This is a genomic window from Sphingomonas sp. Root720 (assembly GCF_001428605.1).
GTDB lineage: Bacteria > Pseudomonadota > Alphaproteobacteria > Sphingomonadales > Sphingomonadaceae > Rhizorhabdus.
In genome coordinates this window covers 177,806-199,671 of record NZ_LMID01000011.1, presented here as the reverse complement: position 1 = coordinate 199,671, position 21,866 = coordinate 177,806, and the positions used below count along the sequence as shown (strand labels likewise).

Genomic DNA, 21,866 nt, shown 5'->3' with positions numbered 1-21,866 from the left:
GTCGTCGGCTAGTGGCGGCGGCGATTTCCAGCCCTGACGTTCGATGAGGTTCGCGCCCGATGGCCGTGCAATATAGTTTCGTGATGAAGGGTCTGACCAAGACCTTCCCCGGCGCCAACAAGCCGCTGTTCAACAACATCCACCTGCAGTTCCTGCCGGGCACGAAGATCGCCATCATCGGCGTCAACGGCGCCGGCAAGTCGACGCTGATGAAGGTGATGGCCGGGATGGACACCGAATATGTCGGCGAAGCCTGGGCCGCCGAAGGGCTGACGGTCGGCTATCTGGCGCAGGAGCCGCAGCTCGATCCGAACAAGTCGGTCAAGCAAAACGTCATGGACGGCGTCCGCGAGGTCGCCGACATGATCGATCGTTTCAACGCGATCTCGGCCGAGATGGGCGATCCGAAGGACGACACCGATTTCGACGCGCTGATGGAGGAAATGGGCACCCTCCAGGAGAAGATCGACGCGGTCGACGGCTGGACGCTCGACAACCAGCTCGAGATCGCGATGGAAGCGCTGCGCTGTCCGCCAGGCGACCTGCCGGTCACCGATCTGTCGGGTGGCGAGCGCCGCCGCGTCGCACTGTGCCGCCTGCTGCTCGAGAAGCCCGACATCCTGCTGCTCGACGAGCCGACCAACCATCTCGACGCCGAAAGCGTTGCCTGGCTCGAACAGCATCTGATCGATTATGCCGGCAACGTCATCCTCGTTACCCATGATCGCTACTTCCTCGACAATGTCGTGGGCTGGGTGCTCGAGCTCGATCGCGGCCGGGGCATTCCTTACGAAGGCAACTATTCTTCCTGGCTCGACGCCAAGTCGAAGCGCATGGACCAGGAAGAGCGCGAGGACGCCGGTCGCCAGAAGGCGATCAAGGAAGAGCTGGAGTGGATCCGGCAGAGCCCCAAGGCCCGCCAGACCAAGTCCAAGGCGCGTATCCGCGCGTTCGACGAACTGGTCGAGAAGCAGAACAACCGTGCGCCCGGCAAGGCGCAGATCGTCATCCAGACTCCCGAGCGGCTTGGCGGCAAGGTGATCCAGGCCGAGGGCCTGACCAAGTCCTATGGCGACAAGAAGCTGTTCGAGGGCCTCGATTTCACGCTGCCGCCCGGCGGCATCGTCGGCGTGATCGGACCCAACGGCGCGGGCAAGACCACTTTGTTCCGGCTGATCACGGGCCAGGAAACCCCCGATGCCGGCTCGATCGATATCGGCCCGACGGTCAAGCTCGGCTTCGTCGACCAGAGCCGCGACGCGCTCGATCCCAAGAAGAACGTCTGGGAGGAAGTGTCCGAAGGCCATGACATCATGACCGTCGGCAAGTTCGAGATGTCGACCCGCGCCTATGTCGGCGCGTTCAACTTCAAGGGCGCCGACCAGCAGAAGAAGGTCGGCCAGCTCTCGGGCGGCGAACGCAATCGCGTCCACATGGCGAAGATGCTCCGCAAGGGCGGCAACGTGCTGCTGCTCGACGAACCGACCAACGACCTCGACGTCGAGACGCTGCGCGCGCTGGAAGACGCGCTCGAGAATTTCGCCGGCTGCGCCGTGGTCATCAGCCACGATCGCTTCTTCCTCGATCGCCTCGCCACCCACATCCTCGCCTTCGAGGGCGACGGGCATGTCGAATGGTTCGAGGGCAATTTCGAGAGCTATGAGGAAGACAAGCGCCGCCGTCTCGGCGACGCCGCCGACCGGGCCAGCTCGGGCGCGTACAAGAAGCTGACGCGCTAGACCTTAGGCGCAGGACAAAGAAAAAGCCCGAAACCTCGATGGTTCCGGGCTTTTTCTCATTTCACGTCGTCCCAGCGCAAGCCGGGATCTCCCTTCTTCGCCGCCTCGACACAAGGCGGGGGGGATCCTGGATCTCGCCAGGATGACGAGATGCATCACATATAGTTCATCGGATCGGGGGTCGGCAGCTTGCAGGCGCTCTGATAGCCGCGCTTGCACATCGCGACCTGGGCGCGCCAGTCGCGCATCGCCATCGCATAGGCTTCCTGCTGGCGGATGAAGGTCGCGTCGGTCTCGAGCACCTCGCGGTTGTGCTGGCGCAGCGCGCGGGCGTAGGCGGCCTTGTCGGCGGCATATTCGGCCTGGTTGATGTCGTTCTGCGCCTGGGCGACCGCATTGTTGGTCTGGGTCTGGGCAATGGCGTTGCCGACCGTGTTGTTCAGCGACTGGGTCTGCGGAACCTCGCGCGCGTCGGCGGCGACATGGGCGGGATCGTTATGGGCGGGGCCGCTCTGGGCCGCGAGCGGGGCGACGGCGATCAGCGCTGTGATCGCAACGATCGAACGGGCTATCATTGGTCAAACTCCTCAACACACTATCGAGGTGCTCAACGACTGTTGGGCGCGCGCGTTCCCGTCTCATGTTCCCCGCGTCGGGCCGAAGACGGGCTCAGGCCGGCGAGAAGGCGCCGGTCGCTTCGTCGAGGATATGGAGGATGCCGTCGGCCACCCCGAAATAGGCCCCATGAATCTTCAGGCGACCCTTTCGCTCGCGGATCGGGACGCAGGGGAAGGTGCGCAGGTTGGCGATCGAGACCTTGACCGCCTCCAACTCGAGCGCCCGCACCGCTTCCTCGCCATGGCCATGTTCGGCGATGACCCGGTCGCGCGCGTCGTCGAGCAGCGACATCCAGTCGTCGATGAAGCCGCCCTGGCCCTTCTCGGCGTTCTGGAAACGGCGGGTGAGGGCGGCCGCGCAGCCTCCGCAGCTCTGGTGGCCCAGCACCACGATTTCCGGCACCTCGAGCTGGGTGACCGCGAACTCCAGCGCGGCGGAGACGCCGTGATGGCCCGCCGTCGTCTCGAACGGCGGCACCATGTTGGCGACGTTGCGGACCATGAAGATCTCGCCGGGCGAGGTGTCGAAGATGATCGTGGGGTCGACCCGGCTGTCCGAGCAGGCGATGACCATAAGCCGGGGATCCTGACCTCCCGCCAGCTTCGTCCAGCGTTCGCGCTGGTCTTCCCAGCCTTTCGCCTTGAATCGGCGATAGCCCTCGATCAGGTCGGAAAAGTCGGTCATGGCCAGTCCCCTAATCCTGACCGCGGGGGCTGGCAAGAGCGCCGCTTATCGCCTATCTGGCATGCATGAACGAACCACTGCCGATCTCCGCTCTCCCGAAGCAGCGCAAGCCCGACTGGATTCGGGTCAAGGCGCCGATGGGGAAGGCCTTTGCCGACACCAAGGCGCTGATGCGGCGTCTCAACCTCGCGACCGTCTGCGAAGAGGCGGCCTGTCCCAATATCGGCGAATGCTGGACCAAGAAGCATGCGACGGTGATGATCCTGGGTGACACCTGCACCCGCGCTTGCGCCTTCTGCAACGTCAAGACGGGCATGCCGCGCGCCGTCGATCCGCTGGAGCCGCAGCACACCGCCGATGCCGCGGCGGAGCTGGGCCTCGAGCATATCGTCATCACCTCGGTCGACCGCGACGATCTTCCCGATGGCGGCGCGAAGCAGTTCGTCAAGGTGATCGAGGCGCTGCGGCGGACGACCCCGAACACGACGATCGAGATCCTGACCCCGGATTTCCGCAACAAGGCCGACGCCGCGATCGAGATGATCGTCGCCGCGCGGCCCGACGTCTACAACCACAATCTCGAGACGGTGCCGAGGCTTTATCCGACAATCCGGCCGGGCGCGCGCTATTATGCCTCGCTGCGTCTGCTGGAGACGGTCAAGCGGCTCGACCCGACCATCTTCACCAAGTCGGGCATCATGGTCGGGCTGGGCGAGGAGCGGCTCGAAGTCCACCAGGTGATGGACGACATGCGATCGGCCGACATCGATTTCCTGACGATGGGCCAGTATCTCCAGCCGACGCCGAAACACGCCAAGGTGATGGACTTCGTCGCACCCAAGACCTTCGAGGCCTATGCCGCGATCGCGCGCGCCAAGGGCTTCCTGCTCGTCGCGGCGACCCCGCTGACCCGGTCGAGCTATCACGCCGGCGACGATTTCGTGAAGATGCGCGACGCCCGCAATGCCGAGCTCGCGCGCAAGGCGGCGTCTCGGACGGCCTGACATGCCGCGCCATCGTGAAACCCGGACGCTGCCCTACAGTCCGGAGCAGATGTATGCGCTGGTCGCGGATGTCGCCCGCTACGGCGAATTCCTGCCATGGGTGTCGGCGGTGCGGGTGCGTTCGGACAGCGATACCGAGATGGTCGCCGACCTGATGGTCGGTTTCAAGGCGCTGCGCGAGAAATTCACCTCGAAAGTCGCTAAGCGGCGGCCGACGAGCATCCATGTCGACTATGTCGACGGACCGCTGAAGTTCCTCCACAACGACTGGACGTTCACGAGCGACGGGAAGGGTGGGTCGATCGTCGACTTCGCGATCGATTTCGAGTTCAAGTCGCGCCTGTTCGAGATGATCGCCGGACAGATGTTCGACCGGGCGCTCCGGATGATGATCAACGCCTTCGAGGAGCGTGCGGCGAAGCTTTACGGTTCTTCCGCCAGCGTCGCGCCTGGCATCAGCAGTTCGAGCGCGCACAGCGCCGCCTGAAGCCGGACGCCGCCGCGTCCCAGATCGCCGAAATGGCGCTTGTCCGCGATGATGTCCTCCGGGTCGGCCCCCTTGTGGGCCCGGCCGAACACCACCGTGCCTACGGGCTTCTTCTCGCTGCCGCCGCCGGGACCAGCGACGCCGGTGATCGCGACCGCCAGGTCAGCGCCGCTTTTCTCCAGCGCGCCGCGGGCCATCGCCCAGGCGACCGCGATCGACACCGCGCCGAAGGTCTCGATCATTTCGACCGACACGCCCAGCAGCGAGATCTTGGCCTCGTTCGAATAGGTGACGAAGCTCGATCCGAGCACGTCGGACGATCCGGGGATCTCGGTCAGCGCCGCCGCGACGAGCCCTCCGGTGCAGCTTTCCGCCACCGCGATCTTGCGGCCTTCGGCGCGGTTCGCCTCGATCACACGGCGCGCGGCCTCGACCAGTTCGGCGGGCAGGAGGGTATCTTGGCGTTCGGTCACGATATATTCCGCTTTCTATATGGAGGGCATGCGGATCGTTGCAATCGCCTGCGCGGCGATCCCCTCGCGGCGTCCGGTGAAGCCGAGTCGCTCGGTGGTGGTGGCCTTGATGCTGACCTGACCGGTTCGAAGTCCCAGCAGGGCGGCGATCCGGTTGCGGATCGCCTCGCGATGGGGCCCGACCTTCGGCGCTTCGCAGATGATGGTCAGGTCGACGAAATCGATGATGCCGCCCGCCGCGATCACCAGATCGCGCGCATGGGCCAGAAATATCTCTGAATCTGCACCTTTCCAGCGCTGGTCGCTCGGCGGGAAATGGCTGCCGATATCGCCGGCGGCGATCGTGCCGAGCAAGGCGTCGGTCAGCGCATGGAGCGCGACATCGGCGTCGCTGTGGCCCGCCAGCGCGCGGTCGTGGGCGATGCGGATGCCGCCGAGCCGGACGCCGTCGCCGTCGGTGAAGCCATGGACGTCGAAACCCGTTGCGCTGCGCGCGATCATCGCCACCCTCTCCTCGGCCATGGTGAAATCCGCGGCATAGGTGAGCTTCTCCAGGCTTCGGTCGCCCTCGACGATCGCTACGGTCAGGCCGTGGGCGCGCGCGACCTGGGCATCGTCCGTCGCTTCGCGCGCAGGATCCCAGGCGCGGTGCGCGGCGAGGATGTCGGCGCGGCGAAACGCCTGCGGGGTCTGGACGCGGTGGAGGCCGTCGCGCGGCACGGTGTCGCCGAGCAGGCCATTGCCCCGGGCCAGCGTGTCGGCGACCGCCAGCGCGGGGACCGCGCCGCCCGCGCCCTCGAGCGCCGCGACCAGCCGGTCGATCACCGCGGCCGGCAGGAAGGGGCGCGCGGCATCGTGGATCAGGACGATGTCCGCTTCGATCGCCGAGAGCCCCGCGATCACCGAATCGCGCCGGGTCGCGCCGCCGGTCACGGGCGGGGGCAGGGCGCGCGCGCCGATCGCCTCGGCATAGGCAGCCTCCTGTCCAGCGCCGATCACCACCTGGACGAGGCCGATCGCCGGATGGCCGGCGAGCGCGTCGATCGCGCGCGCCAGCACCGGCGTGCCGCCGATCCGCCGATATTGCTTGGGCGCGCCGGCGCCGCTGCGCACGCCCTGTCCGGCGGCCACGACCAAGGCGGCGATGCTGGGCTTCCCCGTCATGGCCGCGCTTTAGGCCCGGCCATGGCCTTCGTAAAGCGCCGCGCCCTCCCGCCATCGCTCGCTTGCTCCCCCGCCGCTTTGCCGCTAGAGGGAGTGCCGCTTTTTTAGGCAATGTGGCTTCATGACCCCCAGACTGCGTCCGATCGATATCGGTCCCGTGCGGATCGACAACCCCGTGATTCTCGCGCCCATGACGGGCGTGAGCGATCTGCCGTTCCGGAAGGTCGTGCGCGGCTACGGGTCGGGCCTCAATGTCACCGAGATGATCGCCAGCCAGGCCGCGATCCGGGAGACGCGCCAGTCGGTGCAGAAGGCGCTGTGGGACCCGGCCGAGGAGCCGGTGTCGATGCAACTCGTCGGCTGCACGCCCAGGGAAATGGGCGAAGCCGCGAAGCTCAGCCAGGATCGCGGCGCGGCGATCATCGACATCAATATGGGCTGCCCGGTCCGCAAGGTCGTCAACGGCGACGCGGGCTCGGCGCTGATGCGGACCCCCGCGCTCGCGGTCGAGATCGTCAAGGCGACGGTCGAGGCGGTCGACGTGCCCGTCACGCTCAAGATGCGGATGGGCTGGGACCATGACAGCCTCAACGCCCCGGACCTCGCGCGGATCGCCGAGGATGTCGGCGTGAAGATGATCACCGTCCATGGCCGCACCCGCTGCCAGATGTACAAGGGATCGGCCGACTGGGCGTTCGTTCGTCGCGTCAAGCAGGCGGTGTCGATCCCGGTGATCGTCAACGGCGATATCTGCTCGATCGAGGATGCGGAAACCGCGCTCGATCAGTCGGGCGCCGATGGGCTGATGATCGGGCGCGGCGCCTATGGCCGACCCTGGCTGCTGTCGCAGGTGATGCATTACCTCGCGACCGGCGAGCGCAAACCCGATCCCACGATCGAGGAACAATATCACGTTATCCTAGCGCATTATCATGCGATGCTCGAACTCTATGGGAAAGAGGTGGGCGTCAACATGGCCCGCAAGCATATCGGCTGGTACACCAAGGGACTGACCGGCTCGGCCGAATTCCGCAACAAGATCAACCAGGAACCCGACGCCGCCAAGGCGATCGCCATGCTCGGAGAATATTACGCGCCATGGCTCTCCCGGGCAGCAGCCTGATCCGCTTCGGCCGGCGTCCGGCGCCGTCTGACCGCGTCGCCGAAGCTCCGTCGGCGGCGGAGATCATGGCGGCGATGGCGACGGCGGTGCTGATCATCGATCCCGACGGCCGGGTCATCGAGATCAACGCCGCCTGCGAATCCCTGTTCAACCTCAGCCGCAACCAGATCGTCGGCCGCGGCGTGCTCGACGCGATCGGGCACCCACTGACGACCATGCCGAGCGACGCGCCGTTCGCGGCCTATGACATCGACGTCGTCCTGCCGGGGCAGCGCCGCATGCGGGTCGACCTGATGGTCGCGCCGCTGCCCGACAGGCTGGGCTGGCGGGCGGTCTCGATCCACGGACATGCGCGCAGCGCGATCGGCGCCCGCTCGATCGACCGCGAGGGCGGCACCCGCACCGCCGTCGCCGCCGCGGCGATGCTGGCGCACGAGGTGAAGAACCCGCTGTCTGCGGTGCGCGGCGCGGCGCAACTGCTGGAGACCACCTGCGACGAGGAGTCGCGGGCGCTGACCAGCCTGATCCGCGAGGAAGTCGACCGGGTCGCCGCGCTGATCGACCGGATGCAGGGCTTCACCGATACCCGTCCGATCGAGATGGCCCCGCAGAACATCCACGCCATCCTCGGCCATGCGCGCGAGGTCGCCCTCAAGGGTTTCGCGCAGGGCCGGGTGATCCGCGAAGTCTATGATCCGTCGCTGCCGGCGGTGCTCGGCCACCGCGATTCGCTGATCCAGATCCTGATCAACTTGCTCAAGAACGCGGCCGAGGCGATGGGCGACGCGCCCGGCGTAATCACCCTGACGACCGCCTATCGCCACGGCGTTTCGATGCGCCGCGCCGATGGCGACGCCCGCCAGCCTCTGCCGATCGAACTATGCGTGATCGACGACGGGCCCGGCGCCCCGCCCGAGATCGAGGGCCATCTGTTCGATCCGTTCGTGACCACCAAGCGCGCCGGCAGCGGCCTCGGCCTTGCGCTGGTGGAGAAGCTCGTGTCCGACCAGGGAGGAATCATCGAATATGCGCGCGAGGGCAATCCGCCGAGGACCGTGTTCCGCCTGCTGCTGCCGCGCGCACGGGTGACGGCATGACCGGAGCCGGGGGCAGGGTCCTCGTCGTCGACGACGACGGCGCCATCCGCACGGTGGTGCGCGAGGCGCTGCGCCGCGCAGGCCATATCGTCGAGACGGCGGCCTCGGTCGCCGAGCAGCGCCGCCTGTTCGACAGTTTCGATCCGCAGGTGCTGGTCACCGATGTCGTCCTGCCTGACGGCAACGGCCTCGATATCATCCCGGAGATGCTCCAGAAGAATCCCGGCCTGCCGGTGATCGTGCTGTCGGCGCAGAACACCTTCACCACCGCCCTGCGCGCGACCGAGCAGGGGGCGTTCGACTATCTGCCCAAGCCTTTCGACCTTGGCGAACTGACCCGCGCGGTGGCGGACGCGCTCGCGGCGCGCGCGGCCAGCGGCGCGATGCCCTTCGGCGACGAGGCGGCCGAGGACCTGCCCCTGATCGGCCGTTCGCCGCCGATGCAGGAGGTCTACCGCACCATCGCCCGCGTCGTCGCCAACGACCTGACCGTGCTGGTGCTGGGCGAATCGGGCACCGGCAAGGAACTGGTCGCGCGGGCGATCCATGATTTCGGGCCGCGCTCGGCTGCGCCTTTCGTCGCGATCAACATGGCGGCGATCCCGCGCGAACTGATCGAGTCCGAGCTGTTCGGCCATGAACGTGGCGCCTTCACCGGCGCGCAGGCCCGCAGCGCTGGCCGGTTCGAGCAGGCACAGGGCGGCACCTTGTTCCTCGACGAGATCGGCGACATGCCGATGGAGGCGCAGACCCGGCTGCTGCGCGTCCTCCAGGCGGGCGAGTTCACGACCGTCGGCGGCACCCGCTCGATCCGGGCCGACGTCCGCATCATCGCCGCCACCCACAAGGATCTGCCGCGGCTGATCGCCGACGGCGGCTTCCGCGAAGATCTCTATTATCGCCTCAACGTCGTGCCGATCCGGTTGCCGTCGCTCCGCCAGCGTGGCGAGGATATCGGCGAGCTGGCGCGTTTCTTCCTCGAACGCGCGGCGGCGGACGGGTTGCCGCGCAAGGCGCTCGATCCCGGCGCGGTCGCCCGGCTGACACAATATGGCTGGCCCGGCAATGTCCGCGAGCTCGAGAATCTGATGCGGCGCCTCGCGGTGCTCAGCCGCGAGGATGTCATCACCGCGGCGATGGTCGAGCAGCAGTTCCAGCATCCCGTCATGGCGGAGACCAGCTTCCCGCCCTCGTCCGGCAATGGCGGGCTGGCCGATGCCGTGGAACAGCATCTGGCGCGCTACTTCGCCACGTTCGGGCGCGACCTCCCGCCCGACGGGCTTTACGACCGGGTGCTCGCGGAGGTCGAGCGGCCGCTGCTCGAGCTCAGCATGGCCGCCGCCAAGGGCAACCAGCTCCGCGCCGCCCGCCTGCTGGGGATCAACCGCAACACCCTGCGCAAGAAGCTCACCGACCTGCAGATCGACGCGGTCGCATCGCGGCGGGCGGACTGAATTCAAGGCGTCGTCATCCGGCTTGTACGGCCGGTGTGGAACACTGCGACACAACTCTTCCTTGTCATTCCCGGCGGTTTGGGGGCCGGGCGATCCCCTAACGGAAGGCCTTGCTCTACCCCTACGACGGGGCAATGACGTTGCCCCCCGACCACATCGTCATGCAGCGATATCGCCGGACCGACGGCTTCGTTCGACCAAATACATGTTAACTGTGTTCCCGAAGCCACGCCCTTGTGGTAATCCGGCCACGATGGCTGAATTCGGGCTTGTATTCCGGCGATGGCGAAGGCGAGCGGCCGCGGCATGGCGCCCCCGGCGCCTGATGCCGTTGCTCGAAATCGTCGCCCCGATGGCGGCGCTGCTGGTCGTCGTCGTCAGCTACCGCGTGGTCACCGCGAGCGGGAAGCCCGAAATCCCGATCTCCCCGACCGTCGTGGCGCTGCTGCTCGGCGCCAACCTGCTGTCCTTCATGGGGCTGATGGTGCTCGTCGCCCGCCGCGTGGCCCTGCACCGCGCGGCGCGCTCTGGGCTGGGCGGCAAGGCGCGGCTCCACGTCCGGCTGGTCGCCTTCTTCTCGGTGATCGCGACGGCGCCGACCCTGCTGGTCGTGATCTTCGCATCGCTGCTGTTCCAGCTCGGCACCGAATTCTGGTTCTCCGACAAGGCGACGGTCGTGCTGCGCAGCTCCGAGCGGGTCGCGCAGGCCTATGTCACCGAGAGCAAGGAAAGGCTGCTCGGCGACATCCTCGCCATGTCGGGCGATCTTCGCAGCGCGCTCTCCGCGACGACGATCGACGACCCGCGCTTCGCGCCCTTCTTCGCGCGGCAGGTCGCCTATCGCGGCCTGTCGGAATCGGCGATCATCAGCGTCGACCGCGCGGGCACGCCGCAGCTGATCGCGCTCGCCAACCTCGACAAGCGACCGCTCGACAAGCGGCTGCCGCCCGAGACGCTGCAGTTCCTGGCCGGCGGCCAGCCCCGCATCACCGCGGCGGCCGGCGACCGGATCGAAGGCACGATCCTGCTCGACGCCGCCAGCCGCACCTATCTCTACATCTCGCGCCAGTCGGACCGGAACGTGCTCGCCCAGGCCGCCCGCGCACGGTCCGCGCTGGGCGACTATGTCGCGACCGTCGACCGCGCCCGCGCGCTCCAGCTGCGCTTCAACATCCTCCTGATGATCATCGCGCTGGCGATCCTCGGCATCGCGATCTGGGTGGCGATGACGGTGGCCGACAGGTTGGTCCGGCCGGTCAACGATCTGGTCGCCGCCGCCCGCAGGGTCGCTGCCGGCGATCTCAGCGCGCGGGTCCATATCGATCCCAGCCCCGATGAGATCGGCACGCTCGGCAGCGCCTTCAACCGCATGACCCGCAAGCTGGGCGAGCAGACCGGCGCGCTCGTCGCCGCCAACAGCCAGCTCGAAAGCCGCAGCGCCTTCATCGAGGCGGTGCTGTCGGGCGTGACCGCGGGCGTCATCTCGGTCGACGCCGACCGCCGTATCACCCTGGTCAATCCTTCGGCGCGGGCGATGCTCAACCTCGATGAGCCGGCCGACGGCCTGCCGCTCGAAGACATCTCGCCCGAGCTCGACCGCATCCTCGATGCCGGCGACCGCGAGGCGGTGGTCCAGATCGTCATCGCCGGCGAGCCCCGGACCCTGTCGGTCCGCTCGGTGGCGGCGGAGGGCGCGCAGGTGCTGACCTTCGACGATATCACCCAGCGCCTGGCCGACCAGCGCCGGGCCGCCTGGGCCGACGTCGCCCGCCGGATCGCGCACGAGATCAAGAACCCGCTGACCCCGATCCAGCTTGCCGCCGAACGGCTCCAGCGGCGTTACGGCAAGGAGATCTCGTCCGATCCGGGCGTGTTCGAGCGGCTGACCGCGACGATCGTGCGGCAGGTCGGCGACATGCGCCGGATCGTCGACGAATTCTCGTCCTTCGCGCGCATGCCGAAGCCGGCCTTCCGCGAGGAAGCGATCGTCGATATCGCCCGGCAGGCGATGTTCCTGCACGAAGTCGCCCATCCGGGGATCAGCTTCAGCCTCGACAGCGAGGGACTGGCCCCGACCATGGTCTGCGATCGCCGCCAGCTCGGCCAGGCGCTGACCAATCTCGTCAAGAACGCCGTCGAGGCGATCGAAGAGAATCCCGAGCAGCACGCGCCGGGCGTGATCGCGATGACGATCCGCATCGACGAGCGCCGGCTGCGCATCCTGCTCGCCGACAACGGCCCAGGCCTGCCGGTCGAGCGCGAGCGACTGACCGAACCCTATATGACGACCCGCAAGCGCGGTACCGGCCTTGGCCTCGCGATCGTCCGCAAGATCGTCGACGATCATCTCGGCACGCTGGCCCTGCGCGATCGGCCCGGCGGTGGCACGATGGTCGAGATCGATTTCGACCTGGAGGCGCTCGGCAGCCTCGCGATCGAGGCGCAGGAACGCGCCGGAGACGCACCCGAGGAAGCGAAATTTCCCGAACTCAAGCGAATTGGAACTGGTTGAGGCATGGCGCTCGAGATTCTGATTGTCGACGACGAGGCGGACATCCGCGACCTGGTGGCCGGCGTGCTGGAGGACGAGGGATATGCCGCCCGTACCGCCGCCGACAGCGACTCGGCGCTTGCGGCGATCGACGAGCGGCGCCCGTCGCTCGTCCTGCTCGACGTCTGGCTGCAGGGCTCGCGCCTCGACGGGCTCGACCTGCTCGATGAGATAAAGCGCCGCGATTCCACCTTGCCGGTGCTGATGATCTCGGGCCATGGCAATCTCGACACGGCCGTCACCGCGATCCGCCGCGGCGCAACCGACTTCATCGAGAAGCCGTTCGAGGCAGAGCATCTGCTGCTGCTCGTCGATCGCGCCACCGAGACCGACCGGCTGCGCCGCGAGAATGCGACGCTCAAGGCGCAGATCGGCCAGGAAGAGGAACTGACCGGCAATTCCGGGGCGATCAACGGCATCCGCGCCACCCTCAAGCGGGTCGCGGCGACCGGCAGCCGGGTGCTGATCAGCGGCCCGGCGGGCGTCGGCAAGGAAGTGGCGGCGCGCCTTCTCCACTTGTGGAGCAACCGCGCGCAGGCGCCCTTCATCGTCGTCAGCGCGGCGCGGATGGAGCCCGAGCGTGTCGAGGAAGAACTGTTCGGCGTGGAGGAGAATGGCGAACTCCTGCGCCCCGGCCTGCTCGAACAGGCGCATGGCGGGACCTTGTTCCTCGACGAGATCGCCGACATGCCGATGACCACCCAGGCGAAGATCCTGCGGGTGCTGACCGAACAGGCGTTCAATCGGGTCGGCGGGCAGCGCATCGTCAAGGTCGACGTACGCGTCGTCTCCGCCACCTCGCGCCACCTGGCCGACGAGATCGCCGCCGGGCGCTTCCGCGAGGACCTCTATTACCGGCTCAACGTGGTGCCGGTGAACATTCCGCCGCTTGCCGAGCGGCGCGAGGACATACCCGCGCTGGTCGAGCATTTCCTGGCGCGCTTCGCGTCCGAGCGCAGGGTGCCGACCCCGCTCGTCACCGACGACGCGGTGGGCGCCCTCCAGACCTACGACTGGCCCGGCAATGTCCGCCAGTTGCGCAACATCGTCGAGCGGACGATCATCCTGGCGCCCGGAGAGCGGATCGGCCGGATCGAGCTGGACATGCTGCCGGCCGAGATATTGAGCGACCAGGCCCGGCTCGCCCCGGGGGAGGCTGCGCGATCGATCATGGGCACGCCGCTGCGCGAGGCGCGCGAGACCTTCGAGCGCGAATATCTGCGCGTCCAGATCCGGCGGTTCTCGGGCAACATCTCGAAGACCGCCTCCTTCATCGGCATGGAACGCTCTGCGCTCCACCGGAAATTGAAGACTCTGGGGCTGGTCGACCCGAGGGACGAAGGCGAGGAAGGCTGATCGGTCCTTCTATTCCCGCTCGCCATCGTCCCGGAAGCCGTGATCCTGCTGCTTACCGTTAAGCGGGAGCCGGGGTGCGCTAGATGATGACCGGCAAGTTTATCTCGCGCGAACCCAATAATTTGCTGCATCTGCGAGATGGACGTGCCCTGCAAGCTGCTATATCATGCTCCCAGCCCCGCATAAGGCGCGGGCTGCACGACGCCATGCAACGGCGCACTTAGCGGGCCATGACCCGCCAAGACCGGAGACCGGCAATGGCCGACAAGGTCAATAACCTTCAGGATATCTTCCTCAACTCGGTCCGTAAGACCAAGACCCCCGTGACGATGTTTCTCGTCAAGGGAGTCAAGCTCCAGGGTATCATCACCTGGTTCGACAATTTCTCCGTCCTCCTGCGTCGCGACGGCCAGTCGCAGCTGATCTACAAGCACGCGATCTCGACGGTGATGCCGGCGCACCCGCTCGATATGACCGAGATCGACAAGAGCTTCGAGGAGCGCAAGTCCCACCTGCTGCAGGAAGTCTTCCTGTCGGCGGTCCGCAAGGCGCGCGAGCCGGTGACGATGTTCCTCGTCAACGGCGTCATGCTCCAGGGTGAGATCGCGGCCTATGATCTGTTCTGCATGCTGCTGCGGCGCGACGGTCTGAGCCAGCTCGTCTACAAACATGCCATCTCGACCGTGCAGCCGGCGCATCCGATCAACCTGGCCGAGATCGACAGCTCGGACGACGATTGAGCGTCTTCAACCGTGACGAAGACGACGGGCTGAGCCGCGGCGCGCGAGCGCTGGTGGCTCTGCCCGAGCGTTCGGGCGACAACTCGCGAAGCGCCGAGGCGCGGCTCGACGAGGCGGCGGGGCTGGCCGCGGCGATCGGCGTCGACGTGGTGGAGAAGCTCGCCTTCAAGCTGCGCGACCCCAAGCCCGCGACCCTGTTCGGATCGGGCCAGGTCGAGCAGATCGCCACCGCCGCCCGGATGGGCGAGGCCGAACTGGTCATCGTCGACGCCGCGCTGACGCCGATCCAGCAACGCAACCTCGAAAAGGCGATCGAGGCCAAGGTCATCGACCGCACCGGCCTGATCCTCGAGATCTTCGGCGAGCGCGCGGCGACCGCCGAGGGGCGGTTGCAGGTCGAACTCGCGCATCTCGACTATCAGGCGGGCCGGCTCGTGCGCAGCTGGACCCATCTCGAGCGGCAGCGCGGCGGCTTCGGCTTCCTCGGCGGCCCGGGCGAGACCCAGATCGAGGCCGACCGCCGCCTGATCCGCGACCGGATGGCCAAGCTGCGCCGCGAACTGGAGCAGGTCCGCCGAACCCGCGGGCTGCACCGGGCCCGGCGGCAACGCGCGCCATGGCCGGTGATCGCGCTGGTCGGCTATACCAATGCCGGCAAGTCGACCCTGTTCAACCGGATGACAGGCGCGAAGGTGATGGCGGAGGATCTGCTGTTCGCCACGCTCGATCCGACGATGCGGCAGATCAGTCTGCCCGGCATCGACAAGGCGATCCTGTCCGACACGGTTGGTTTCGTGTCCGACCTGCCGACCCAGTTGGTCGCGGCCTTCCGCGCGACCCTCGAAGAGGTGACCGGCGCCGACATCATCCTCCACGTCCGCGATATCGCGCATCCCGACAGCGACGCGCAGGCGACCGACGTGCTGACGGTGCTCGGGGAGATCGGCGTGGGACCGAAGGCGCCCGATGGCGAAGCCGGGGAAGGTGCCCCGATCTTCGAGGTGTGGAACAAGATCGACATGCTCGATCCGGAGACCCGCGCTGCCACCGAGGCCGAGGCCGCGCGCCGCGACGACGTCGTCACCCTGTCGGCGCTGACCGGCGACGGGGTCGAGGATCTGCGCCGGGCGGTATCCGACCGGCTATCGACCGGCAACCGGGTGCGCACGCTGACGGTATCGCTCTCCGACGGCGCGGCGCTCGCCTGGCTCCACGCCCATGGCGAGGTGATCGGCCAAGAGGTCGAGGGCGAGACGATGATCGTCGAGGTGCGGCTGTCCGACAGCGACCTCGCGCGCTTCGAGGCGCGGTGAACCATCGTCGGCATCCCAGAGAGAGCTGAGACATAGCTTTAATGTGGCTAATTTAATATTCTGAGATTCCAGCTTTTTATGGATAGCGGCTGGGATTATTCTTGCCCTTTCGCCCTCACCCACAGCGCTTCCTTCTCGTCGAGCGACAGCCCCGTGAAGGCCTCGCCCGCCATCTCCTCCATCGACCGGAAACGTCTCTCGAACTTGGCGTTGGCCTGGCGCAGCGCCGCTTCGGGGTCGATACCCAGCTTGCGCGACCAGTTGACCACCGCGAACAGCAGGTCGCCTATTTCCTCGGCTCGATGCTCGGCCGACGTCGCTTCCGACACTTCGGCAATCTCCTCTTCCACCTTGGCGAGCGCGCCGTCGGGATCGGGCCAGTCGAAGCCGGTCCGCGCGGCGCGCTTCTGGAGCTTTTCGGCGCGCAGCAGGGCGGGCAGGGCGGACGCGACGCCGGCCAGGGCGCTGTCGTCCTCCGATGTGCCGGCGCGTTCGGCAGCCTTGATCTCCTCCCAGCCCGGGCTCGTGCCGTCGCCGAACACGTGCGGATGGCGCCGGACCATCTTGGCGCCGATCGAATCGAGCACGTCCTGCAGGGTGAAGGCGCCCCGTTCCTCGGCCATCCGCGCGTGGAACACGACCTGCAGCTGGAGGTCGCCCAGTTCGTCGCGCAGCGCCGCCATGTCGCCCCGCTCGATCGCGTCGGCGACCTCATAGGCCTCCTCGATCGTATAGGGGGCGATGGTGCGGAAATCCTGCTCGATGTCCCAGGGGCAGCCGGTTCCGGGGTCGCGCAGCCGCGCCATGATATCGCGAAGATCTTCAAGCATGATCGTCACCTATCCCAAGGCGGGACGGGCGAGAAGAGTGCATGGAAATGATCGACGAACGCGCGCGGATTCGGCGCGCCGGCGGCGCCGCGCGGCTGTACGGCATAGATGGCGACGTCGGTGGCGCCACTGACCTCCGGCAGGATGCGGACCAGCGATCCATCGCGCAGCGACGGGCCGACGTCCCAGGTCGAGCGCAGCGCGATGCCGAGCCCCGCGATGGTCAGTTCGCGCGCCACCTCGCTCGAATTGGTCCGTACCGCGCTGGCGCCATCGAGGCTGACGGGGCCGTCGGGCCCCTCCAGCCGCCACGGCAGCTGGTGATCCGCGGCGAGGAGCCGATGCTTGGAAAGGTCCGCCAGCGTCTCGGGCGCGCCATGTGCGGCGAGATAGGCGGGGGCGGCGCAGAGGACGCGGCGGTTCTCCGCGAGCCGATGGCCGATCAGCGATCCGCCGGGCTGGGCCGCGATCCTGATGGCGATGTCGATGCGCTCGCCGAGCAGATCGACGAAGCCGTCGTCCAGGTCGAGCGACAGCTCGATCCGGGGGAAGCGATCGAGAAAGGCCTTGAGATAGGGCGCGACATGCATTCGGCCGAACGACGTCGGCGCCGAGACGCGCAGCCGTCCGCCCGCCTGGCCGATCCGCCCGGCCACCCGCGCCTCGGCGGCCCGGATCGCGTCGAGGATATGGCAGGCATCCTCATGGAAGCCCTGGCCGACCTCGGTCAGCAGCAACCGCCGGGTGGTACGATGGACCAGCGTGGCGCCCAGCCGGGCTTCGAGCCGCGCGAGCCGCTTCGACACCATCGCCGGGGAAATGCGCAGCCGCCGGCCGGCGGCGGACAGGCTGCCGGCTTCGACGATCGCCACGAACAGATTGTAATCTTCGTGCATCACCCTTCCTGCTGCCCCAACATCGGTTGCAATGCCACCGCTAATCCCGGATGACGGGGGCGGGGTTGGTAGCGGGCAGGGATCGGCGGTGCTTCAGCGATGGCTGTTTCATCTGGGCTGCGTGCTCGCGCTGGCCTGGCCCGCCTTTTTCAACGGGCAACCCTTCTACTTCCCCGACAGCACCGCCTATGTCCGCGCCGCCGATAGCGCGGCCTATGTGTTTTCGGGTCATGCGGTCCGCACCGAATGGACCGATCATTATCGCCGGTCGCTCCAGCCCGGCGGCAAGGTCCGCCGGCCCGATCATCATGTCAGCGCGCGCGGCAACGATCTGGGCACCGAAAGCGTCATGGCGGGACGGTCGCCCTATTTCGGCGCGCTGCTATGGCTCAGCTACGTGTTCAGCCGCTTCTGGCTGTTCGTCGTCGCCCAGGCGGCCATTGCCTATTGGCTGATCCGGCTCGCGCTGCGCCTGTTCGGGCTTGGCCGTCCAGCGATCGTGGCGGGAACCGTACTGCTGCTGTCGGCGGTCACCGCCTTGCCCTATTTCACCGGGCTGCTGATGCCCGATCTCCTCGCCGGCATCGGCATCCTCGCCCTGCTGCTGCTGGCGATCGATCGCGGGCGGCTGGCGCGGGGCGAGCGGATCGGGCTGTTGGCGCTCCTCCTCCTCGCGGTGGTCGCGCATCTCACCCATATCCTGATCGTCGCGGCGATGGCGGCGGTGCTGTGGCTATGGGCGCTGGCGCGCCGCTGGCCCCGCGCGCGGATTGCCTCGTTGATCGGGCCGACGGCGTTGATCCTGGTCGCGGGCATCGCCTCGGTGACGCTCACCTCGATGGTCGTCGAACGGGTGTTCGGCCGCAAGCCGGTGCTCGTCCCATTGCTGACCGCGCGCTTCATGGCGGATGGGCCCGGGCTCGATTATCTGCGCCGCCATTGCCCCGATGCGGGCTTCGCCGCCTGCGCTTGGGCCGATCGCCCGCATATCGTGGCGGCCGAGTTCCTGTGGTCGCACGATCCCGCGCGGGGCGGCTACATGTTCGCGGACACCGCGACCCGCCGGGCGCTGTCGGCGGAGGACAAGGCCTTCGCCGTCGCGGTGCTGGCCGAATATCCGGTGACGCAGGCCGCGAACATCCTCCGCAACGGCTGGCGGCAGGCGATCGATTTCGAGGCCGACCTGCTCAACTACCACTGTGCGGCGGGCGCGCGGTGCTGGACCTCGCTGCCGCCGCGCGAACGGGCGGGGCTGCTCGCCAGCGTCGGCGGGCGGCGGCTATGGCCCCAGCCGATGATCGCCACATTTCACTATGGCGCGATGATCATCGCGCTCCTGCTGCTTGCCGCATGGCTGGCCCGCCATGCGCGCCGGGGCGGCAGGCGACGGGACGACGTGCTGCTGTGGCTGCTGCTGCTCGTCGTGGCGTTGGCGGTCAACGCGCTGCTCGGCGGCGGCATATCCGAGCCGCAGCCGCGCTATCAGGCGCGGGTCATGTGGCTGCTACCCCTGCTCGCGATCATCGCGGGGCTGCTCTGGCGCGGCGCGGATGAGCCGCATGCGGGGGATGGATGACAAGCCGTGCAGGCAGGGCTATCAGGCGGTCATGAAGCCCGATATCGCCGTGATCCTGCCCTGCTACAACGAGGAAGCGGCGATCGGCGCGACGATCGCGGGTTTCCGCCAGGCGCTCCCCGACGCGCGCATCTACGTCTTCGACAACAATAGCCGCGACCGCACGGTCGAGGTCGCCCGCGCCGCGGGGGCGATCGTCCGGACCGAGCGGATGCAGGGCAAGGGCCATGTCGTGCGACGCATGTTTTCCGACGTGGAGGCCGATATCTACGTCATGGCCGACGGCGACGCGACCTATGACGCGGCCGCCGCGCCCGAGATGATCCGGATGATGCTCGACGAGCGGCTCGACATGGTCGTCGGCGCACGCAAGTCGGAGGTCGAGGCCGCCTATCGGCGAGGGCATCGCTTCGGCAACAAGATGCTGACCGGTATTTTGGCACAGCTTTTCGGTCGAACTTTCTCCGATATATTATCAGGTTACAGGGTTTTTTCGCGACGGTTCGTGAAGAGCTTCCCGGTGCTGTCGGCGGGCTTCGAGATCGAGACGGAGATCAGCATCCACGCGCTGGAGCTGCAGATGCCGGTCGGCGAGATCGTCACCCAATATGGCGCGCGGCCCGAAGGCTCGGCGTCGAAGCTGTCGACCTACCGCGATGGCTGGCGCATCCTCTGGACGATCGGGACGCTGTTCCGCATCGAGAAGCCCGTGCTGTTCTTCGGGGCGATCGGGGCGCTCCTGGCGCTGCTGGCGATCGTCCTCGCGATCCCGCTGGGTGTCACCTATCTCCAGACCGGCCTGGTGCCGCGCCTGCCGACCGCGCTGCTGGCGACCGGGCTGATGATCCTCGCCTTCCTCAACGGCTTTTGCGGGCTGATCCTGGCGACGGTGGTACGCGGGCGGCGCGAGGTGCGGCGGCTCGCCTATCTGAGCTTCGCCGCGCCGGGCGGTCAGGACCGGGCGAGCGGCAGCACCACCGGCTGACCTTCGATCGTGCCGGTCCAGGCGCGAATATTATAGCAGTCGCTCAAATATTCGGGGGTCAGCACCGCGCCGGGCCCGCCGTCCGCGACCAGCCGTCCTTCGTGGAGCAGCAGCAGCCGGTCGCAGAAGCGCGCGGCCAGTCCCAGGTCGTGGAGGATCAGGACGACGAGCGTGCCGGCGGCGGCCTCGCTTTGCATCAGCGTCATCAGTTCGAGCTGGTGTCCGGGATCGAGCGCGGCGAGCGGTTCGTCCACCACCAGCACCGGCGCCTCGACCGCCAGCGCACGGGCGATCAACGCGCGAGCGCGCTCGCCGCCCGACAGTTCGGTGACGATGCGGTCGCGCAGCCCGACGATGTCGGCGCGCGCCATCGCCCGTTCGATCGCCGCGCGATCCGCCGCGGCCATGCTGGAGAAGGGCGCGAGATGGGGGAGGCGGCCGAGCGCGACCAGCCGCTCGACGGTCAGCGGCCAATGCACCGTCTGGCCTTGCGGCAGATAGGCGATGCGCCGGCCGAGAGCGGCAGCGGACAGTGAGCGGACGTCGGTATCGTCGATCGCGACCCGTCCGGCGGACGGCGCCAGCAATCCGGCGATCGCCCGCGCCAGGGTCGATTTGCCGGCGCCGTTGGGGCCGATCACCCCGAGCAGGCTTCCGGCGCCCACCGTCGCGCCGATGCCGTGGAGGATGGTGCGACCGCCGAGGTCGACGTGGAGCGCTTCGATCGCAAGGCTCACCATAGGCGCCGCTCGCGGGCGAGATGATAGAGGAAGACGGGTACGCCGAGCAGCGACGTTAGCACGCCGAGGCGTAGTTCGCTGTCGACGGTGGGGATCAGGCGGACGGCGATGTCGGCCGCGCTGAGCAGCGCCGCGCCGCCGAGCGCCGAGGGCAGCAGCAGCGCCGAGGGCGAGCGATCGGTGAGCGGGCGCAGCAGGTGCGGGACGATCAGTCCGACGAAGCCGATCGCACCCGAGACGGCGACCGCGCCGCCGACCCCGATCGCGATCCCGGCGAGCAGGCGCCAGCGCAGCGCGCGCAGGTCGACGCCCAGGGTCCGGGCGGCATCCTCGCCCAGGGTCAGTGCGTCGAGCGCGCGGGCGTTCCACAGCAGCAGCCCGGCGCCAATCGCGATGCAGGGCAGCGCCAGCCAGACATGCTCGAACGAGCGGTCCTCGAGCGATCCCATCAGCCAGCTCATGATCTCCATCGCCGCGAACGGATTGGGGGCGAGATTGAGCGCGAGACTGATCCCCGCGCCGCCGAGGGTTCCGACCGCGATTCCCGCCAGGATCAGCGACAACGGGCTCTCGGCACGCCCCGCGAGCAGCAGCAGCGGCGCAAGGCCGAGCAGCGCGCCGGCGACCGCGAGAAGCGGGAGCGTCAATGGATGTGCCTGGGCCAGCCCGAAATAGAGCGCGATCACCGCCCCGAGCGCTGCGGCGTTGGAGGTGCCGAGCACCGACGGTTCGGCCAGCGGATTGCGCAGATAGCCTTGCAGCACCGCGCCGCCGAGCCCGAGCATTCCGCCGACCAGCAGGCCGAGCAGCGCGCGGGGCAGGCGCAGCTCGAGGAGGACGGCGCGCAGCACCGGATCGCCGCCACCCGCCAGGATCGCCGCTATCTGCCCCGATCCGAAGCGCGTCGGCCCGGTCAGCAGCGACCCGAGCGCGAGCAGCAGCGCGGTCGCGGCCAGAACGGCGATCAGGGTCGGGCGGTTGGGAAGGGAGGTGCTCATCTGGCCGGCTTGACCCTAGCGGCCCCATCTCCGAATGA

At 67.9% G+C, this 21,866-nt stretch carries 20 protein-coding genes; 12 read left to right on the top strand and 8 right to left on the bottom strand.

Annotated elements, in window-relative coordinates:
• Positions 1–59: 59 nt before the first annotated feature.
• A complete protein-coding gene (ettA, locus tag ASE22_RS11685; protein WP_056359257.1) occupies positions 60–1,739 on the top strand; it encodes an energy-dependent translational throttle protein EttA in 1,680 nt (559 codons plus the stop codon).
• Positions 1,740–1,894: 155 nt separating this feature from the next.
• Here the strand turns inward: ettA and ASE22_RS11680 are convergent, their stop codons facing one another.
• Positions 1,895–2,314, bottom strand: coding sequence for a hypothetical protein (locus ASE22_RS11680; RefSeq protein ID WP_056359254.1), 420 nt, complete (start codon positions 2,312–2,314; stop codon positions 1,895–1,897).
• A 94-nt stretch (positions 2,315–2,408) separates the two neighbouring features.
• Positions 2,409–3,041 (bottom strand): carbonic anhydrase, encoded by a 633-nt coding sequence (locus ASE22_RS11675; RefSeq protein WP_056359251.1) that lies wholly within the window; start codon positions 3,039–3,041, stop codon positions 2,409–2,411.
• A 65-nt stretch (positions 3,042–3,106) separates the two neighbouring features.
• Here ASE22_RS11675 and lipA point away from each other — a divergent pair, with 65 nt between their 5' ends.
• Both lipA and ASE22_RS11665 read left to right on the top strand, forming a co-directional pair.
• The gene (gene lipA / locus ASE22_RS11670; protein ID WP_056359246.1) at positions 3,107–4,045 is read left to right on the top strand and encodes a lipoyl synthase; all 939 of its coding nucleotides are present in this window, start codon (positions 3,107–3,109) and stop codon (positions 4,043–4,045) included.
• Position 4,046: 1 nt separating this feature from the next.
• Positions 4,047–4,532, top strand: coding sequence for a type II toxin-antitoxin system RatA family toxin (locus ASE22_RS11665; RefSeq protein ID WP_056359244.1), 486 nt, complete (start codon positions 4,047–4,049; stop codon positions 4,530–4,532).
• On the opposite strand, the gene ASE22_RS11660 is transcribed toward ASE22_RS11665, so the two are convergent.
• Together ASE22_RS11660 and ASE22_RS11655 are read right to left on the bottom strand one after the other, a co-directional pair.
• Positions 4,469–5,005, bottom strand: coding sequence for a CinA family protein (locus tag ASE22_RS11660; RefSeq protein WP_056359241.1), 537 nt, complete (start codon positions 5,003–5,005; stop codon positions 4,469–4,471). The two genes, ASE22_RS11665 and ASE22_RS11660, sit on opposite strands and share 64 nt — an antisense overlap.
• Positions 5,006–5,020: 15 nt before the next feature.
• On the bottom strand, positions 5,021–6,169 hold the full coding sequence (locus ASE22_RS11655; protein WP_056359238.1) for a bifunctional 2-C-methyl-D-erythritol 4-phosphate cytidylyltransferase/2-C-methyl-D-erythritol 2,4-cyclodiphosphate synthase: 1,149 nt from the start codon (positions 6,167–6,169) through the stop codon (positions 5,021–5,023).
• Between the two features lie 121 nt (positions 6,170–6,290).
• Here ASE22_RS11655 and dusB point away from each other — a divergent pair, with 121 nt between their 5' ends.
• The 7 genes from dusB to hflX all read left to right on the top strand — a co-directional run bounded on the left by dusB (position 6,291) and on the right by hflX (position 15,803).
• Positions 6,291–7,292 carry a tRNA dihydrouridine synthase DusB gene (gene dusB / locus ASE22_RS11650; protein ID WP_056359234.1) on the top strand — a complete coding sequence of 334 codons (1,002 nt, stop codon included), beginning with the start codon at positions 6,291–6,293 and terminating at the stop codon, positions 7,290–7,292.
• A complete protein-coding gene (locus tag ASE22_RS11645) occupies positions 7,268–8,389 on the top strand; it encodes a two-component system sensor histidine kinase NtrB (protein ID WP_056359231.1) in 1,122 nt (373 codons plus the stop codon). Before dusB ends, ASE22_RS11645 begins: the two co-directional genes overlap by 25 nt.
• Entirely contained in the window at positions 8,386–9,843 is a 1,458-nt protein-coding gene (ntrC, locus tag ASE22_RS11640) for a nitrogen regulation protein NR(I) (protein ID WP_056359228.1), read from the top strand. The genes ASE22_RS11645 and ntrC overlap by 4 nt, the downstream gene beginning before the upstream one ends.
• 325 nt (positions 9,844–10,168) lie before the next feature.
• Positions 10,169–12,355 carry a sensor histidine kinase gene (locus tag ASE22_RS11635; RefSeq protein ID WP_235536416.1) on the top strand — a complete coding sequence of 729 codons (2,187 nt, stop codon included), beginning with the start codon at positions 10,169–10,171 and terminating at the stop codon, positions 12,353–12,355.
• Between the two features lie 3 nt (positions 12,356–12,358).
• Positions 12,359–13,750 (top strand): nitrogen assimilation response regulator NtrX, encoded by a 1,392-nt coding sequence (gene ntrX / locus ASE22_RS11630; RefSeq protein ID WP_056359224.1) that lies wholly within the window; start codon positions 12,359–12,361, stop codon positions 13,748–13,750.
• Between the two features lie 257 nt (positions 13,751–14,007).
• Positions 14,008–14,490, top strand: coding sequence for an RNA chaperone Hfq (hfq, locus tag ASE22_RS11625; protein ID WP_056359222.1), 483 nt, complete (start codon positions 14,008–14,010; stop codon positions 14,488–14,490).
• Complete coding sequence (hflX, locus tag ASE22_RS11620; RefSeq protein ID WP_056359221.1) at positions 14,487–15,803, top strand: GTPase HflX; 1,317 nt, start codon at positions 14,487–14,489, stop codon at positions 15,801–15,803. The genes hfq and hflX overlap by 4 nt, the downstream gene beginning before the upstream one ends.
• Before the next feature lie 95 nt (positions 15,804–15,898).
• Here the strand turns inward: hflX and mazG are convergent, their stop codons facing one another.
• A complete protein-coding gene (mazG, locus tag ASE22_RS11615) occupies positions 15,899–16,633 on the bottom strand; it encodes a nucleoside triphosphate pyrophosphohydrolase (protein WP_056361098.1) in 735 nt (244 codons plus the stop codon).
• 5 nt (positions 16,634–16,638) lie between these two features.
• Positions 16,639–17,529, bottom strand: a complete 891-nt coding sequence (locus ASE22_RS11610) for a LysR family transcriptional regulator (RefSeq protein WP_056359220.1) — start codon at positions 17,527–17,529, stop codon at positions 16,639–16,641.
• An 88-nt stretch (positions 17,530–17,617) separates the two neighbouring features.
• Between ASE22_RS11610 and ASE22_RS11605 the strand changes: the two genes are divergently transcribed.
• Together ASE22_RS11605 and ASE22_RS11600 are read left to right on the top strand one after the other, a co-directional pair.
• Positions 17,618–19,105, top strand: coding sequence for a hypothetical protein (locus tag ASE22_RS11605; RefSeq protein WP_056359219.1), 1,488 nt, complete (start codon positions 17,618–17,620; stop codon positions 19,103–19,105).
• Complete coding sequence (locus ASE22_RS11600) at positions 19,098–20,090, top strand: glycosyltransferase family 2 protein (protein ID WP_056361095.1); 993 nt, start codon at positions 19,098–19,100, stop codon at positions 20,088–20,090. The genes ASE22_RS11605 and ASE22_RS11600 overlap by 8 nt, the downstream gene beginning before the upstream one ends.
• Here the strand turns inward: ASE22_RS11600 and ASE22_RS11595 are convergent.
• Entirely contained in the window at positions 20,057–20,830 is a 774-nt protein-coding gene (locus ASE22_RS11595) for an ABC transporter ATP-binding protein (RefSeq protein ID WP_056359218.1), read from the bottom strand. The genes ASE22_RS11600 and ASE22_RS11595 overlap by 34 nt on opposite strands.
• On the bottom strand, positions 20,824–21,828 hold the full coding sequence (locus ASE22_RS11590; RefSeq protein WP_056359215.1) for a FecCD family ABC transporter permease: 1,005 nt from the start codon (positions 21,826–21,828) through the stop codon (positions 20,824–20,826). Before ASE22_RS11590 ends, ASE22_RS11595 begins: the two co-directional genes overlap by 7 nt.
• Positions 21,829–21,866: the final 38 nt, after the last annotated feature.